Origin of the sequence: Paeniglutamicibacter psychrophenolicus (genome assembly GCF_017876575.1) — a bacterium.
Taxonomy (GTDB): domain Bacteria; phylum Actinomycetota; class Actinomycetes; order Actinomycetales; family Micrococcaceae; genus Paeniglutamicibacter; species Paeniglutamicibacter psychrophenolicus.
This window is the reverse complement of the sequence record NZ_JAGIOE010000001.1, coordinates 1,106,632-1,120,927: the sequence shown is the minus strand read 5'-3', so window position 1 is coordinate 1,120,927 and position 14,296 is coordinate 1,106,632. Positions and strand designations below refer to the sequence as shown.

Annotated in this window: 13 protein-coding genes; 3 read left to right on the top strand and 10 right to left on the bottom strand. The window is 65.7% G+C overall.

The window, feature by feature from the left end; all coding sequences use genetic code 11:
* Nucleotides 1-29: 29 nt before the first annotated feature.
* The 3 genes from JOF46_RS04870 to JOF46_RS04860 are packed head-to-tail and all read left to right on the top strand — an operon-like array spanning nucleotide 30 to nucleotide 3,491.
* Nucleotides 30-1,415: an SLC13 family permease gene (locus tag JOF46_RS04870; protein ID WP_209906286.1), complete on the top strand. Its 1,386-nt coding sequence runs from the start codon at nucleotides 30-32 to the stop codon at nucleotides 1,413-1,415.
* A 43-nt stretch (nucleotides 1,416-1,458) separates the two neighbouring features.
* Entirely contained in the window at nucleotides 1,459-2,679 is a 1,221-nt protein-coding gene (locus JOF46_RS04865) for a CaiB/BaiF CoA transferase family protein (protein ID WP_209906285.1), read from the top strand.
* Nucleotides 2,676-3,491: an enoyl-CoA hydratase/isomerase family protein gene (locus JOF46_RS04860; protein ID WP_209906284.1), complete on the top strand. Its 816-nt coding sequence runs from the start codon at nucleotides 2,676-2,678 to the stop codon at nucleotides 3,489-3,491. The genes JOF46_RS04865 and JOF46_RS04860 overlap by 4 nt, the downstream gene beginning before the upstream one ends.
* A gap of 89 nt (nucleotides 3,492-3,580) precedes the next feature.
* Here JOF46_RS04860 and JOF46_RS22690 read toward each other — a convergent pair whose 3' ends face one another.
* The 10 genes from JOF46_RS22690 to JOF46_RS04810 all read right to left on the bottom strand — a co-directional run bounded on the left by JOF46_RS22690 (nucleotide 3,581) and on the right by JOF46_RS04810 (nucleotide 14,294).
* Entirely contained in the window at nucleotides 3,581-4,513 is a 933-nt protein-coding gene (locus JOF46_RS22690) for an NAD(P)-dependent alcohol dehydrogenase (RefSeq protein ID WP_209906283.1), read from the bottom strand.
* Between the two features lie 44 nt (nucleotides 4,514-4,557).
* The gene (locus tag JOF46_RS04850) at nucleotides 4,558-6,021 is read right to left on the bottom strand and encodes an aldehyde dehydrogenase (NADP(+)) (protein ID WP_209906282.1); all 1,464 of its coding nucleotides are present in this window, start codon (nucleotides 6,019-6,021) and stop codon (nucleotides 4,558-4,560) included.
* A gap of 74 nt (nucleotides 6,022-6,095) precedes the next feature.
* Nucleotides 6,096-7,547, bottom strand: a complete 1,452-nt coding sequence (locus tag JOF46_RS04845; RefSeq protein WP_209906281.1) for an NAD(P)/FAD-dependent oxidoreductase — start codon at nucleotides 7,545-7,547, stop codon at nucleotides 6,096-6,098.
* Nucleotides 7,544-7,810: a (2Fe-2S)-binding protein gene (locus JOF46_RS04840; RefSeq protein ID WP_209906280.1), complete on the bottom strand. Its 267-nt coding sequence runs from the start codon at nucleotides 7,808-7,810 to the stop codon at nucleotides 7,544-7,546. Before JOF46_RS04840 ends, JOF46_RS04845 begins: the two co-directional genes overlap by 4 nt.
* On the bottom strand, nucleotides 7,807-8,988 hold the full coding sequence (locus JOF46_RS04835; RefSeq protein ID WP_209906279.1) for an NAD(P)/FAD-dependent oxidoreductase: 1,182 nt from the start codon (nucleotides 8,986-8,988) through the stop codon (nucleotides 7,807-7,809). The genes JOF46_RS04840 and JOF46_RS04835 overlap by 4 nt, the downstream gene beginning before the upstream one ends.
* Nucleotides 8,989-9,001: 13 nt before the next feature.
* Nucleotides 9,002-9,739 (bottom strand): GntR family transcriptional regulator, encoded by a 738-nt coding sequence (locus JOF46_RS04830; protein WP_342592365.1) that lies wholly within the window; start codon nucleotides 9,737-9,739, stop codon nucleotides 9,002-9,004.
* A complete protein-coding gene (locus JOF46_RS04825; RefSeq protein ID WP_209906278.1) occupies nucleotides 9,736-10,689 on the bottom strand; it encodes an ornithine cyclodeaminase family protein in 954 nt (317 codons plus the stop codon). The genes JOF46_RS04830 and JOF46_RS04825 overlap by 4 nt, the downstream gene beginning before the upstream one ends.
* Nucleotides 10,686-11,687, bottom strand: coding sequence for a proline racemase family protein (locus JOF46_RS04820; protein WP_209906277.1), 1,002 nt, complete (start codon nucleotides 11,685-11,687; stop codon nucleotides 10,686-10,688). Before JOF46_RS04820 ends, JOF46_RS04825 begins: the two co-directional genes overlap by 4 nt.
* A gap of 95 nt (nucleotides 11,688-11,782) precedes the next feature.
* Nucleotides 11,783-12,688, bottom strand: a complete 906-nt coding sequence (locus JOF46_RS04815) for a dihydrodipicolinate synthase family protein (RefSeq protein WP_209906276.1) — start codon at nucleotides 12,686-12,688, stop codon at nucleotides 11,783-11,785.
* A gap of 127 nt (nucleotides 12,689-12,815) precedes the next feature.
* Nucleotides 12,816-14,294 (bottom strand): alanine/glycine:cation symporter family protein, encoded by a 1,479-nt coding sequence (locus JOF46_RS04810; RefSeq protein WP_209906275.1) that lies wholly within the window; start codon nucleotides 14,292-14,294, stop codon nucleotides 12,816-12,818.
* Nucleotides 14,295-14,296: the final 2 nt, after the last annotated feature.

Here is a 14,296-nt window from a genome sequence, read left to right as displayed (position 1 = left end):
CCAATGAATGTTTTTGTGAAAGGACCACAGTGACTTCTCAGATCATTGCCTTGATTATTTTTGTAGGCATCTTCACCTTGGCCACGCTTCGCAAGGTGCACTTGGGCGTCATCATGTTCGCCGGCGCCGCCGGTGTTGGCATTTGGCTCGCCGACATGGAAATGAAGCAGGTTGTTGCCGGCTTCCCGATCTCCATCCTGGTGTTGCTCGTTGGCGTCACCTACTTCTTCGCCATTGCGCAGGCAAATGGCACCGTGGACAAGATCATCGAATCCGCCATCGCGAGGGTCGGGGACAATGCCTTCGTTCTCCCCTTGGTTTTCTTTGCCCTGACCGCAGGTATCTCCGCGATGGGCTCACCGCTTGCCGGGCTGGTGATGACCCCAATAGGTATGCCGCTGGCCAAGAAATACGGCATCGACCGGATGCTGATGGGGCTGGCCATTGGATGCGGCCTGAGCGCCGGCGGATTCGCTCCCACCAGCCTCTTTGGCATCGTTACCTACGGAACCGCCCATTCGGTCGGCATCCCATTGAACCCGTTGTTGCTGTTTGCCGTGGCTCTCGGAGCCAACATCGTTTTGCTTGCTGCCGCATATGTCATGTTCGGGGGATTCAAGTTGCTCAAGACCCGGGCACCAGGTGAAATCGGACCGGCCATTGCACCGAACTTGGCCATCAAGGCCCCCCTTCCGGCCCATCCTTTCGAACGCGAGGGCATCGCCAAGCGAAGCGCACAAATCGCGCGCGGCGGACTGAAGACACTTGAACGCACAGAAACCCCCGCTGCGGTTCGTCCACGAATGAACCCAACGCAACTGATCACCGTGCTGTGCATGGCCGGATTGGTGGCCAGCGTCATCGCCCTCGCGCTCTTCGGACTGGATCCGGACATCGGAGTCCTTTGCTTTGCCTTCGCTGCTGTCATGACACTGGTGGATCCCAAGACCGGAAAGACCGCAGTGGCCAAAATCGATTGGTCCACGGTTCTGATGGTCGGTGGCATCATCACCTTCGTCGGAGTACTGCAGAAGATGGGCGCGGTCGAACTCTTGGGCGATGCCGCAAGCCAGATCGGAAGCCCATTGATCGCGGCCCTGGTCATTTGCCTGATCGGCGGGCTGGTCTCGGCCTTCGCTTCGACCACCGGAATGCTCGCGGCCCTGGTGCCCCTGGCCATCCCGCTGGTGGCCTCTGGCGACATCGCCGGCTGGGCATTGATCGCGGCGCTTGGAGTCTGTTCCTCGATCGTGGACGTATCCCCGTTTTCAACGGTGGGAGCCACACTGGTGGCCACCGTCGATGAAGAGGAACGTCCGCGTATCAACCAGCTGTTGACCCGGTGGGGCATGTCCATGGTCGTGATCGGCCCGCTGGGCCTGGTCGGCGCCCTTGTGCTGCCAACCATGTTCTAGTGCCCCCGCCATTTCCTATTCATTTCATCCCAAGGAGGACACCTTGCTGCCATTGAGCGGTATTCGCGTCATCGACCTCAGCCGGGCACTGGCCGGCCCCTACTGCACCGCATTGCTCGCGGACATGGGTGCGGACGTCATCAAGATCGAGACCGTCACCGGCGGGGACTCGTCGCGGTCCTGGCCGCCGTTTGACGGCAACCACAGCCTGTATTTCGACTCCACCAACCGGAACAAGAAGTCGTTCTCGCTGGATCTCTACAGCGAATCCGGACGCCAATTGCTCGCCGACCTGCTCGCGGATGCCGACGCGCTCGTGGAGAACTTCAAGCCCGGAACCATGGAAAAGATGGGGCTCGGGGCCGAACGGCTGCGTGCCATCAACCCGCGACTCATAGTTTCCTCCATCACCGGCTACGGCACGGCAGGACCATGGAAGGACCGGGCCGGACTGGACCAGGTCATCCAGGCCGCCTCAGGGCTAACCTCGGTCACCGGCAAGAACACCGAGGAAACCTACCGCGTCGGCGTTCCCGTCATCGATATCGCCACCGGCATGATCTCCGCCTTCGCCCTGGTCAGTGCGCTCTACGCACGGGCCCAGGGAAGCGAAGCGCAGAACGTCTCCACCTCGCTGTTCGAAACCGCGCTGGGGCTTTCGGCATTCCAGGGACAGACCGCACTCTCGCAGGACCGGGCACCGGAACCCCAGGGAAACAACCACCCGACCATCGCCCCCTATGGGGCCTACGCAACGGCCGGCGACGACATCGTTCTGGCCGTTGCCACCGAGTCGCAGTGGGCGGCATTCTGCTCGGTGCTCGGCAGGACCGAGTTGACCGAAGATCCCCGTTTTGCCACCGGCAGGGATCGGGCCGTGCACCGCGAAGAACTCAATGCCCTGGTCACCCGGGAGCTGGCGACCCGCCCGGCCGCCGCATGGATCGAGGACCTCAACGCCGTGGGAATCCCCAGCGGGCCGGTGTTCGACTACCTGCAAGCAGTGAACAGCGACCAGGCCCGAGCGCTCGGGCTGATCGCCGAAACACGGCGAGCCGACGGCACCAACCTGCGGATCCTGCGCGGTCCCGTCAGCATCGGCAATGCCCCCACGCCGGTGCGCCATGCCCCGCCGGTGCTGGGCGAGCACAGCCGCGAGATCCTCACCGGCATGGGACTGGACAACGAACAGATCGACCGTCTGATGGCAGAGGGCATCGTGAGGGAACCGGCGGTCCTGGCCACGAGCGGAGCAACGGCATGAGCGGAACGACAACCACAGCGATCCCGACGCTGGCAGGTCGCATACTCAGCGGCATCAACGGCGACATCGGCGAGATCGTGATCGAGAACCCGCGCCAGCGCAATGCCCTGACCCGGGACATGTGCCTCGAGCTTGCCGAGCAGGTGCGCCGGCTCGATGCCGACCCGAGGGTCAAGGTCATCACGCTGCGTGGAAGCGGGGACGATTTTTCGGCCGGCGCCGCCATCAACGAACTGCATCAGGTCCTGTTCGACGCGGGCCCGGACGGGGAAACCATCGACCACCTCAGCGCCGCCGATGCCGCAATCGGGGCGGCACGCAAGCCGACCGTGGCACTGGTGCGCGGGACCTGCATGGGAGGGGGATGGCAGATTGCCTCGGCCTGCGACGTAAGCATCGCCGCCGATTCCGTCAAGCTTGCGGTGACGCCGTCCAAGCTGGGCATCATCTACCCGCGCAGCGGCGTCGAACGCCTGGTCCAGCGTCTCGGCGCCGACAAGGCCAAGTACGTGCTTTTCAGTGCGGACGTGATCCCTGCAGAGAAAGCGGCTGCCTGGGGACTGCTGACGGATGTGGTTCCCGAAGCCGACTTCGAGGCCCTCAGCCAGGGCCTGGTCGCCCGCATGGCCACGCGCTCTCAGTACTCGGTCCACACCATGAAGAAGCTGATCGATTCCCTGGTTTCCGGAAGCGGCGCGGAGGACGAGCTGTGGCGCGAGGAGTGGGCCAAGCTGCCGGCCAGTGAGGACTTCGCCGTCGGCCAACGGGCATTCCTGGAGGGCGGGCGGCCCCGGTTCACGTGGGGCGGCTGAGCCCTGCACCGGCCCATTCCTGCGGAAGGATGGGCGGAAATGCGCTATCGGGCACATGTCCGGCCACCCCACAACGGGATCCGTAGGCGCTAGAACACGATGACCGGCTTGAGCGTCGATCCGTCCGCGGAATCGGCGAAGGCCTGGTTGATGTCCTCGAACTTGTACTTCTTGATCAGCTTGTCGAAGGGGAACAAGCCCTGCGCGTGCAGGCTGATCAGCCGGGGAATGAATTCCTTGGGCACCGCGTCGCCCTCGATGACCATGGAGACCTTGATGCCGGTCAGCAGCAGGTTGCCGATGGCGAACGGTGCCTCGGTCCCCAGCTTCGCGGCACCGACCAGGGCGCCGTGGCCCCGGGTGGCCAACGACTGGGTCATCTGCGAGAACACCGGGGGAACGCCGGTGGTGTCCAACGCGTAATTGACGCCGCCGCCGGTGATCTCCTTGATCGCCTCGACCGGGTCCACTTCCTTGGAATTCACGGTGTGGGTGGCTCCCAGCTCCTTGGCGAACGCGAGGCGTTCGGGCACGATGTCCACCATGATGATGGTCGTGGCGCCGGCGGCCTTGGTCGCAAGCATGCCGGCCATGCCCACGGCCCCGGTGCCGAACACCGCAATGGAGGAACCGGGCTTCGGCTCAAGGACGTTGAGCACGGCCCCGGAACCGGTCATGATGCCGCAGCCCAGGGGTCCGAGGATCTCCAGCGGCACGTCGTCGGGAACCTTGACCACACCACGGGCCGCGACGTTGGTGTGCTCGGCGAAGGAGGACTGGCCGAAGAAATGCGATCCGATCGCGCCCTGCGAGTCCGAAAAGGCCTTCGAGCCGTCCGCGCGCTGGACGCCGAAGTTCCGATCGCAGAAGCTCAGGCAATACATCGGGTTCCCGGCGAGGCATTGCTCGCACTGGCCACAAAACGCCGAACCCATGACGACCTTGTCGCCCGCGGAGAATCCCCGCAGGGTCGAGCCGATGGCTTCGACGATCCTGGCTCCTTTGGGCCCCTGAACCGGCACAGCCTGCGGGCGTGCCGGTTCAGGGCCCCACGGCGTGCAGGCCGTTAGCGCTTGCCGTTGACCATCTGCGGCACGTTCAGCGGGTTGGCATCCTGCAGCGCCTCGGGAAGCAGTGCCTGCGGGAAGCCCTGGTAGGCAACCGGGCGCAGGAAGCGGGAGATCGCGGCGGTGCCCACGGAGGTGCTGCCCACGGAGGTGGTTGCCGGGTACGGGCCGCCGTGCTGCTGCGCGTAGGTGACCGAGACGCCGGTCGGCCACTGGTTCCACAGCACGCGGCCTGCCTTGCGGGAAAGCACCTCGATCAGCTCGGTGACCTCGCAGTTTTCGGTGCCCACGAGGGTGGCGGTCAGCTGGCCCTCGAAGCTTTCGGCCAGCGCGACGAGTTCTGCTTCGTCGGTGTACTCGACGACCAGTGCGGTCGGGCCGAAGCACTCGGTCTGCAGCGACTCGGGGTATGCCAGCAGGTCCGCAGCAGTGGTGAGCAGCAGGGTCGGGCTCGGCGGATCGGCCAGCGGGTCCGAGCCCTGGGCCAGGACCTGGACCTTCTCATGATTCTGCAGGGCCTCAAGCACCTCGACGTAGCCGGCCTGGATGCGGCCGTTGAGCAGTGCGGCGGCTGCCGGAAGCTGCGTGGCGCGCAGGGTCTCGACGATTTCCGAGCCGCGCGGGACGAAGATCGTTCCCGGCTTGGTGCAGAACTGGCCGGCGCCCATGGTGAAGGAAGCGACGAATTCCCCGGCGATCGCGGCGCCGCGCTCGGCAGCCGCGGCGGCGGTGACGAAGACGGGGTTGTTGGAACCGAGCTCGCCGTAGAACGGGATCGGCTCCGGGCGGGCGTTGGCCATGTCGAAGAGGGCGCGGCCGCCGGGGATCGAGCCAGTGAAGCCCGCTGCCTTGACGCGCGGGTCCTTCAGCGCGGTGGCGCCGGCCTCGGTGCCCATGACCAGGGCGAAGATGCCGGCCGGGATGTTGGCGGAGGCCAGTGCCTCGGCGATGGTGTTGGCCGTGGCGATCGAGAGTTCCGGGTGGCCCGAGTGCGCCTTGAGGATGACGGGGTTGCCCGCGGCCCAGGCGGAGGCGGTGTCGCCGCCGGCCACGGAGAAGGCGAACGGGAAGTTGCTGGCCGCGAAGACGACGACCGGGCCCATCGGCTCGAGCACGCGGCGCAAATCCGGGCGCGGTGCACCCATCGGCCACTGTGCGTCGGCGTGGTCGATGCGGGCGTCCAAGTAGGCGCCGTCGCGCAGCACCTCGCCGAAGATGCGCAGCTGGAAGGTGGTGCGCTTGAGCTCGCCGGTCAGCCGGGCCTGCGGCAGGTTGGTCTCCGCCATGGCGATCGGGATGAGGGTGCCGGCGGCGGCGTCAAGGGCGTCCGCGACGGTGTCCAGCACGTCGGCGCGCTCGGACGGGCGCAGTGCGGCCCACGGGGCGGCGGCCTGCTGGGCGGCGACGAGGATTTCCTCGAGCTCGGTGGCGGTCGTCGGGGTGACGGTGATGGTGGTCGTCATGATGGGTGTGGTCCTTTCACGGGGAAGTCGGTGGTGACCCATGGATCAAAAGCTGGGGGCGGAAATTCGGGCTGTCAGGAGTCTTGCGGCTGTCGGGAGTCCAGGGCGCTGATCTCGCCCAGGGTCAGCGGGGCGGCGACGGGGCGCTTGGCGAAGGCCGCCAGCGAGGCCTGCTCGGCCCCGGCGTCGTCGTTTCCCTTGGTGGACAGGCAGGAGACGGCGAAGCCGCAGACCTTGCCCTGGCACCAGCCCATCCCGGTGCGGGTGAAGGACTTCATGGTGCGTGCATCCGTGGCGCCGAGGGCATCGCGGGCGTGCACGACCTCGCCGTGGCTGACCTCCTCGCACCTGCACACCAGGGTGTCGTCGGTGAGCAGGTCATCCCACTTCTCGGGCACGGGGTGCGCCTGGTGCATGGCCCCGGCGAACTTCCGGTGGCGCTGGATCTGCCGTGCGGTTCCGGCTGTTGGCTGCTCTCCGGTGGCCGCGGCGGCCCCGGCGACAAGACCCTCGGCCACGGCCAGCACGGCCCCGCCGACGCCGGTCACTTCACCGGCAAGGTAGAGTCCGGGCACGTTGGAGGCCTGCCGGTCATCGACCACGCAGACCAGCGAGCCGTCGGCATCGATGCGCGTCTCGGCGCCCAGGGCAACGGCCAGTTCGATCTGCGGGGTGAAGCCCCAGCCGAAGCCGACGACGTCCACGTCCTCAAGCAGCTGTTCGGTGCCCGCGATGACGGCGCCGTCGGCGTCGACCTTGGCGATGCGCACCGAGTTGGCGCTGGTCTCCCCCAGCACCTCGGTGACAACCGTGCGGGTGCGGTAGCGGATGCGGTGCTTGGCAAAGACGCCCGCGTACTCCGCGCCTTCGAGGGCCTTGCCCGGGACGCCGCTTGCGGCGCCCAGGTGCGGCAGCCAGTTGGCCAGCGAGGCGGATTCGCACACGGCGACGACCTTGCCGCCGGCCTCGGCGATGTTTGCGGCCACCGGCAGCAGGAAGGGCCCGGTTCCGGCGACCACGAAGCGCCGGCCCGGCAGGGTGCCGTTGGCCTTGATGAACGCCTGGATTCCGCCCGCGGCCATGACGCCGGGCAGTTCCCAGCCGGGCAGCGGCAGCTGGCGGTCGTAGCCGCCGGTGCAGGAGACGAGCTTGGTTGCGCGGACCGTTGCGGCCTCGAGCGCGGTGCCGGTGGCGGGGGTCAGGCGCAGCACAAAGCGGCCGGCGTCCTCGCATTCGGTCATCCAGACCTGGGTGTTGGGCAGGTAGCGCAGCATGCCGCGGGATGCGGCGGCGTCGAAGCGTGCGCGCAGGTCCAGGTAGGTCTTCCAGCCGTGGTGGCCGTGGCCGTCGGGTTCGGGGATGACCGATTCGGGGCGGTGGCGCCAGAACTGGCCGCCGGGCTGGGTGCCGGCATCCAGCACGACGACCTTGGCGCCGCGTTCGGCCGCGGCAACCGCCGCGGCAAGGCCCGCCGGGCCCGCGCCGATGACGGCCACGTCGAAGGAAAATTCCGTCTGCGTGCTCATGCGTCGAAGTCCCCTTCAATGTTCATGGAGTCCCGCGCCTCGACCATGCAGGCACGCTGGTTGGGTTGGCCGTCAATGGTGATCAGGCAGTCGTAGCAGGCACCGATGCCGCAGAACAGGCCGCGCGGCTTGCCCTCGTTGCGGGTGGTGCGCCAGGCCTTGATGCCCTGCCCCATCAGCACCGCTCCGACGCTCTGGCCGGCATCGGCCCGGATCTCGGTGGCGTTGAGCGTCACGGTGATCCGCTGCGGTGTGGTGCTCATGCTGCCGACTCCTGGGGGACCTTGGTTGCGGGGGTGAATTCGCCGAAGCGTTCGGGGGCGAAGGGCGCCAGGGACAAGTCGGGGGTGAGCCCGGCCAGTGCCTGGGCCACGAGCTTTCCGGTGCCGGCGGACAGGCCGATGCCGGCGCCCTCGTAGCCGCTGGCGTGCCAGAGGCCCGGTGCGCGCGGGTCGTGCCCGATGACCGGCAGGTGGTCAGGGCAGTAGGGGCGGAAGCCGTGGTAGTGGCGGATGATGCGCGTCTTTTCCAGGAAGGGGAAGAGCGCGATGGCGTTGGCGGCCATCTGGCGCAGGGCGTCGGTGTTGACGGACCGGTCGAATCCGACGCGTTCGCGGGAGGAGCCGATCAGGATGGAACCGGCGGGAGTGCCCTCCACCACCGGCGAGGACTGCAGCCCGGCGTCGGAGCTTCCCACGTTGTCCACGTATTCGGCCGCGTACACCTTGTGGTGCACCATCGGCGGCAGCGGTTCGGTGACCATGACAAAGCCCTTGCGGGGCTTCACCGGCACGTTGACCCCGGCCAGCGCCGCCACGTCCTCCGACCAGCTGCCCGCGGCGTTGACGACCGCTGGGGCGTGGAACTGACCGCGGTCGGTCTTGACACCGGTGACGGTCTCGCCGTTGCGCACGAAGCCGGTGACCATGGTGTTGGTGATGACCTTGGCCCCGGCGGCGCGGGCCAGCTTGAGCAGGTGGCCGGCAACCAGCATCGGCTGGACCTGGCAGTCGTCCGGGTACCAGGCGGCGCCTAGCGCGTTGGGGGAAATGTTGGGCTCAAACTCGCGCAGCCGCGGGATGTCGACCCACTCGACGTCGATGCCGTGGTTGGCCTGGGCCTTGGTGAGGCGGTCAAGGGAGGCCATGGAGGATTCGCGCGAGGCGACAATGATGCCGCCCTTGGACTCGAATTCCCAATGGCGTGCGTGCTCGGCCAGGTCGCCGCGCCAGGTGTCCAGCGAGAACTTGGTCAGCTCAAGCTCCGGGCCCAGTTCCTTGTCGGAGACCAGGATGTTGCCCTCGCAGGCGGAACTGGTTCCGCTGGCGGGTAATCCGCGCTCCAGCACGGTGACAGAAAGTCCCTGCCGGCTGGCGAAGTAGGCGATCGCCGAACCGATGACCCCGGCACCAATGACGATGACGTCGCTGGGCGCATTCATGTGTTCTCCTCGGTTATTGCTCGTTCAACGGGGCTTCGTGTGATTCCGGGCTGCCGGTGTTCCACAGGCCGCGGGCGTGGTTGATGTGGAGGATCATCAGCTCGTAGATCCCGTCACCGTCACCGCGTTCCACGCAGTCGATCATTTCGTGGTGTTCCTTCGCGGAACCGTCGAGCTGGTGGTTGTCCAGCAGCGTCTTCAGCCCGTACATGCGTGTGCGCAGGCGCAGGCTGGTTGCCAGTTCCACCAATTGCTTGTTCCCGGCAAAGCCCATCAGCCGGGCGTGGAACTCGCGGTCCGCTGCCAGGTAGGCTTCGGCGTCCTTGTCCCTGGCCATGGCCACAATGGTGTCGGCCAGCGCACGCAATTCGGCAATGCTTTCCTTGGGAATCAAGGGAAGGGCCCGCTTGGTGGTGGCAGGTTCGATGAGAAGCCGGATCTCGGCGATCTCCTCAAGCTCCTCATCGGTCATGCCGGTGATCCGGAATCCCTTGTTCTTCACCGTCTCGACCAGGCCCTCGCGGACCAGGTCCATCATGGCCTCGCGAACCGGAGTTGCGGAGACCCCAAAGGCGGCGCCCAGGCTGGGTGCCGAATACAGCTCACCTTCAACCAGGTCCCCCGAGATGATCGAGGTCCGCAGCTTCTGCGTGACGGTTTCGCGCAGGCTCATCTGGCGGTCAAGCTTCTCAATGGTGAACTTTGAGGTGCCGGTCATGGTCTTTTCTCCGATTTCCACAGGTGCGCTCACGCGCTTCTACTCCTGTGATCTTCGTACACCACGGCTGCGGACACCAAGTCCTCCCATGCCATGCCCACGCCGGTGTACAGGCTCGGGCGCCCTGCAACGCGCTTGAACTTGCCGTCAACCAGGTCCTTGAGGTTGGGCGGATTGATCTGCATCCACTCCTCGACGCTGCGTGCGGGGATCAGGTCCCCGCTTTCGCGCCAGGAGGATGCCCGTCCCTCGACGGCGACCTCGGAGCGTTTCACCAGCGTCTCATCGACCTCGCGGGCATCGAGCCCGTGCTGGCCCACCGAGGCGATGATGGCGTGGTCTGCCGGCAGCGATCCGTCAAAGAGCGGGGTCGGCGAGGAGGTCACGCACAGGATCACATCGGCGCCCGGAACATCATCGACGCTTCCGCGGGTGACGGCGATGCCTTCGGCTGCCAGCTGCTCGGTCAGTGCCGCGATGCGTTCGATCCGTTGGCCCACGACGGAGAATCTGCCCTCGGGGAAGACGGCCTTGGCTGCCCGGATGTGGTTGACCGCCTGGATCCCGGCACCGAAGACCAAGATCTTCGGGGTGCTGGTGAACGGGGTCTCCCCCGGTGCCTCGGCAATGTTTTTCACCGCGGCAAGGGTTGCGGCCGGGGTGCGGATGGCGGTGAGCTCGGCTCCGTCCATGGCGGCAATCGGTGTGAGGTTCGCCGAATCAAAGAGCAGGTAGACGCCCTGGATCTTTTCCTCGCCCTTGGCGGGGTTCAGCGGGGCGATAGTTGCGACCTTGAGCCCCGAGTAGCCTTGTCCAACGGCGGGCATCAGCAGGAATTCCCCGTCCGGTGCCGGTGCGAAGATCCGCGGCCCGTCGATTTCCGGGTCGGTGTCGGCACGCAAGGCATCCTCGATGGCGGCAATGGCACGCTCGAAGGGAAGCGAGGCGCGCACCTGGGCAGCATCGAAATATGGCAGTGTCACAGCGAAAATCCTTCCGGAAACGGGTCAGTGGGATCAAGGAAATATTGGGCCGTTCCGGTGAGCCAGGCTCGTCCGGTGACGGTGGGTACGACCGCGGGCAACCCGCCAACGGTTGTCTCTTCGACAAGCCGTCCGGTGAATTGCGAGCCGATGTATGACTCGTTGGTGAAATCTGCATCGAGCGCCAATTCGCCACGTGCATGCAGTTGGGCCATGCGGGCACTGGTCCCGGTGCCGCAAGGGGAACGGTCGAACCAGCCCGGGTAGATCGCCATGGCGTGCCGGGAGTACTCGGCCGTTGAGCCGGGGGCCTTGAGATAGACGTGGTGGCAGCCGCGGATGTCGTCGCGTTCGCGGTGCACGGGTTCGTCGTGCTCGTTGATGGCATCCATGATGGCCAGGCCGGCGGCGAGCAGGTCGTTCTTGCGCTCGCGTTCGAAGGGCAACCCCAGGTCCTCGAGCTCGACGATGGCGTAGAAGTTTCCGCCGAAGGCCAGGTCGTACTTCACGGTGCCGTAGCCGGGGACCTCGACGCTTGCATCCAGGCGGTCGCTGTAGGAGGGCACGTTGCGGATGGTGACCGATTCGGCAGCCCCATCCTTCACGGCGACCTCGGCGATAACCAGTCCGGCCGGGGTGTCCAGACGTACGGTGGTCACCGGTTCCTGGACCTCGACCATGCCGGTTTCCACCAGCACGGTGGCAACCCCGATGGTGCCGTGCCCGCACATGGGCAGCAGCCCGGAGACCTCGATGTACAGGACGCCGAAGTCTGCGTCGGGGCGCGTGGAGGGCTGCAGGATCGCGCCGCTCATCGAGGCGTGCCCGCGTGGTTCGCGCATCAGCAGGTTGCGGATTCCGTCGCTGTTCTCCATGAACCACAGACGGCGTTCGGCCATGGTGGCTCCGGGAATCGTGCCGACGCCGCCGGTGATGACGCGGGTGGGCATGCCTTCGGTGTGTGAATCCACTGCGTGGAAGATCCTGCTGGTGCGCATGGTTCAAGCTTTCTGGTGAATCTTCGTTGATCGAGGTGGTGTTGTTGGCCGGCCCCGTGAACGCGGGGCCGGCCAACAACACGGCAATTTCGAGGTTACTTGTAGCCCTTGGCTACTGCGGCCTCGGTGTCGGCGACGACAGCCGCATGGACCTCCGGGGACAGCGGGTTGCGCGGCGGGCGGCAGACGCCGCCGTTGAGCCCGACGACATCCATCGACAGCTTGATCGACTGGACGAACTCGGTCTTGGTGTCCCAGCGCAGCAGCGAGTGCAGGTCGCGGTAGATCTCGCGGGCGCGTTCCATGTCTGCAAGGTTGCCGGAGGTGGCCAGGCGGTACAGTTCCACGGTGGCGTGCGGGATGGCGTTCGGGTAACCGGCGACCCATCCGACGGCTCCGGCCAGACCCATTTCCAGGACGGTGTCATCGGTGCCGATGAGGATGTCCATGCCCGGTGCCAGTTCCTTGATTTCGTAGGCACGGCGCGGGTCGCCGGTGAATTCCTTGATGCCGACGATCAGGCCCTCGTGGAACAGGCGGGCAACCAGCGCCGGGGTCAAATCGACCTTGGTATCGAACGGGTTGTTGTACGCAACAACGGGAAGGCCCGCGGAAGCCGCGAGGCGGAAGTGGTCCATGACCTCTTCATCGGTTGCGCGGTACGTGTTTGGCGGCAGGCACATGATGGCGTGCGCGCCGGCGTCCTTGGCCTGCTGCGCCCACTTCTGGGTCTGCAGTCCGCCGTAGGCGCCAACGCCTGCCATGACCACGAAGCCCTCCGGTGCCGCGGCAACGGCGGTCTCGATGACCTTGGCGCGCTCTTCGTCGGACAGGGTCTGGTATTCACCAAGCGACCCGTTCGGGGCGATGCCGTCGCAGCCGCTGCTGGCCAGGAAGCGGACGTGGTCCGCGAATGCCTCGTAGTCGACCGAGTAGTCGTCCTTGAACTGCAGTGCCGATGCGACGATGACTCCGTGCCAGGGCTTCTTGGTGGTGCTCATGGTGTGTTCCTTTCAAGGGATTTTTCAATGACTTGCAAAGTTGTGGGTGACGCCTTCGGCTCCATGCCGCACATCACACTTGAATAGTATCATGTGACATTGTACAGATGGAAGAGGCGGGTCTGAATTATTCGCGACGGCCCGATTTGGCCGTCAATTCAGCCTGGTTTGCTGCGATTTCACTGGCTTCCTCGACCCAGAAATCGGCGCCGGCAATGCCGAGCTTCGTCGGATCGAAGACGGGATCAAGGCCTGCCTTGCACTGTTTGTCGTAATCGCTGGTGACCTTGTAGACCACGGCGGAGAGGGCCAGCAGGCACAGCATGTTGATCCAGCCCAGTGTTCCGTATCCGATGTCTCCCGCCGCCCACATCACGTCGGCGCTCACGATGCCGCCATAGAAGGTGATGCCCAGCATGCCCAGCTTCAGCGCCCAGTCCAGCACGGGGTTGTCGTCCTTGCCCGTGAGGTAGACCAGGTTGGTCTTGGCAATGTAGAAGAAGGCGACAAGCGTGGTGAATGCGAAGAAGAAGAGTGCCACGGCAACAAACCCCGGACCCACCCCGGGCATCACGGTGCTGATGGCCTGCTGCGTATAGGCGGCGCCGGCCGCCAGGCCGGGCACACCTTCAACCAGTGCCGTACCGTCCGCGGCGAACACGTTGTAGGAACCGGTCATCACGATCATCAGCCCCGTGGCAAAGCACACCACAACGGTGTCGATGTAGATGGAGAATGCCTGGACCAGGCCCTGCTTGGAGGGGTGGGACACCGATGCAGCGGCAGCCCCGTAGGTCCCCTCCCCCACGCCGGCGACATTGGAGAACACTGCGCGTCGAACGCCCCACGCCACGGCCGCTCCGACAATGCCGCCGAAGACCTGGTGCGTGCCAAATGCCGAGGAGACAATCAGGGCGATGGTCGGAACGATCTGATCGTAGTTGGCCACGACGATGACCAGCGCAGCAACGATGTACCCCACCGCCATCACCGGGACCATGATCTGCGCGGCTCCGACGATCCGCTTGGTGCCGCCAATGATGACAAATGCCATGAGTGCGGTGATGCCGATGGCACTGACCAGCGGCGGGATGTTGAATGCCGTCTCCACGCTGGAGGCGATGTTGTTTGACTGGACCCCGGGGAACACGAAGCCGTAGCCGAGCATGGCGATCAGCGAGACGGTCACGGCCAGCCACTTCAGCTTCAGGCCGTGCTCGATGTAGAACGGCATGCCGCCGCGGTGCTCGCCGTTGATCCGGCGCTTGAAGACCTGCGCAAGGACGGTTTCGGCATAGGAGCTGGCCGATCCCAACAACGCGCAGATGATCATCCAGAGCAGGGCGCCGGGGCCGCCCGCGGCAATTGCCGTGGCAACGCCCGCAATGTTGCCCACGCCCACCCGGCTTGCCAGGGTCAGGAGCAGCGCCTGGGCCGGGGAGATGCCGTCGGGGCAATTCTTCTTGCTCAGGATCTGGCGGATCATGTCCGGGAAGCGCCTGAATTGGACCCATCCCGTCATGACCGTGAAGAACAATCCGACAGCCAAGGCAAAGTACGCCATGGGGTTCCAGATCGCGTCGTTGATGCTCGTGAGTAGGTCCATAT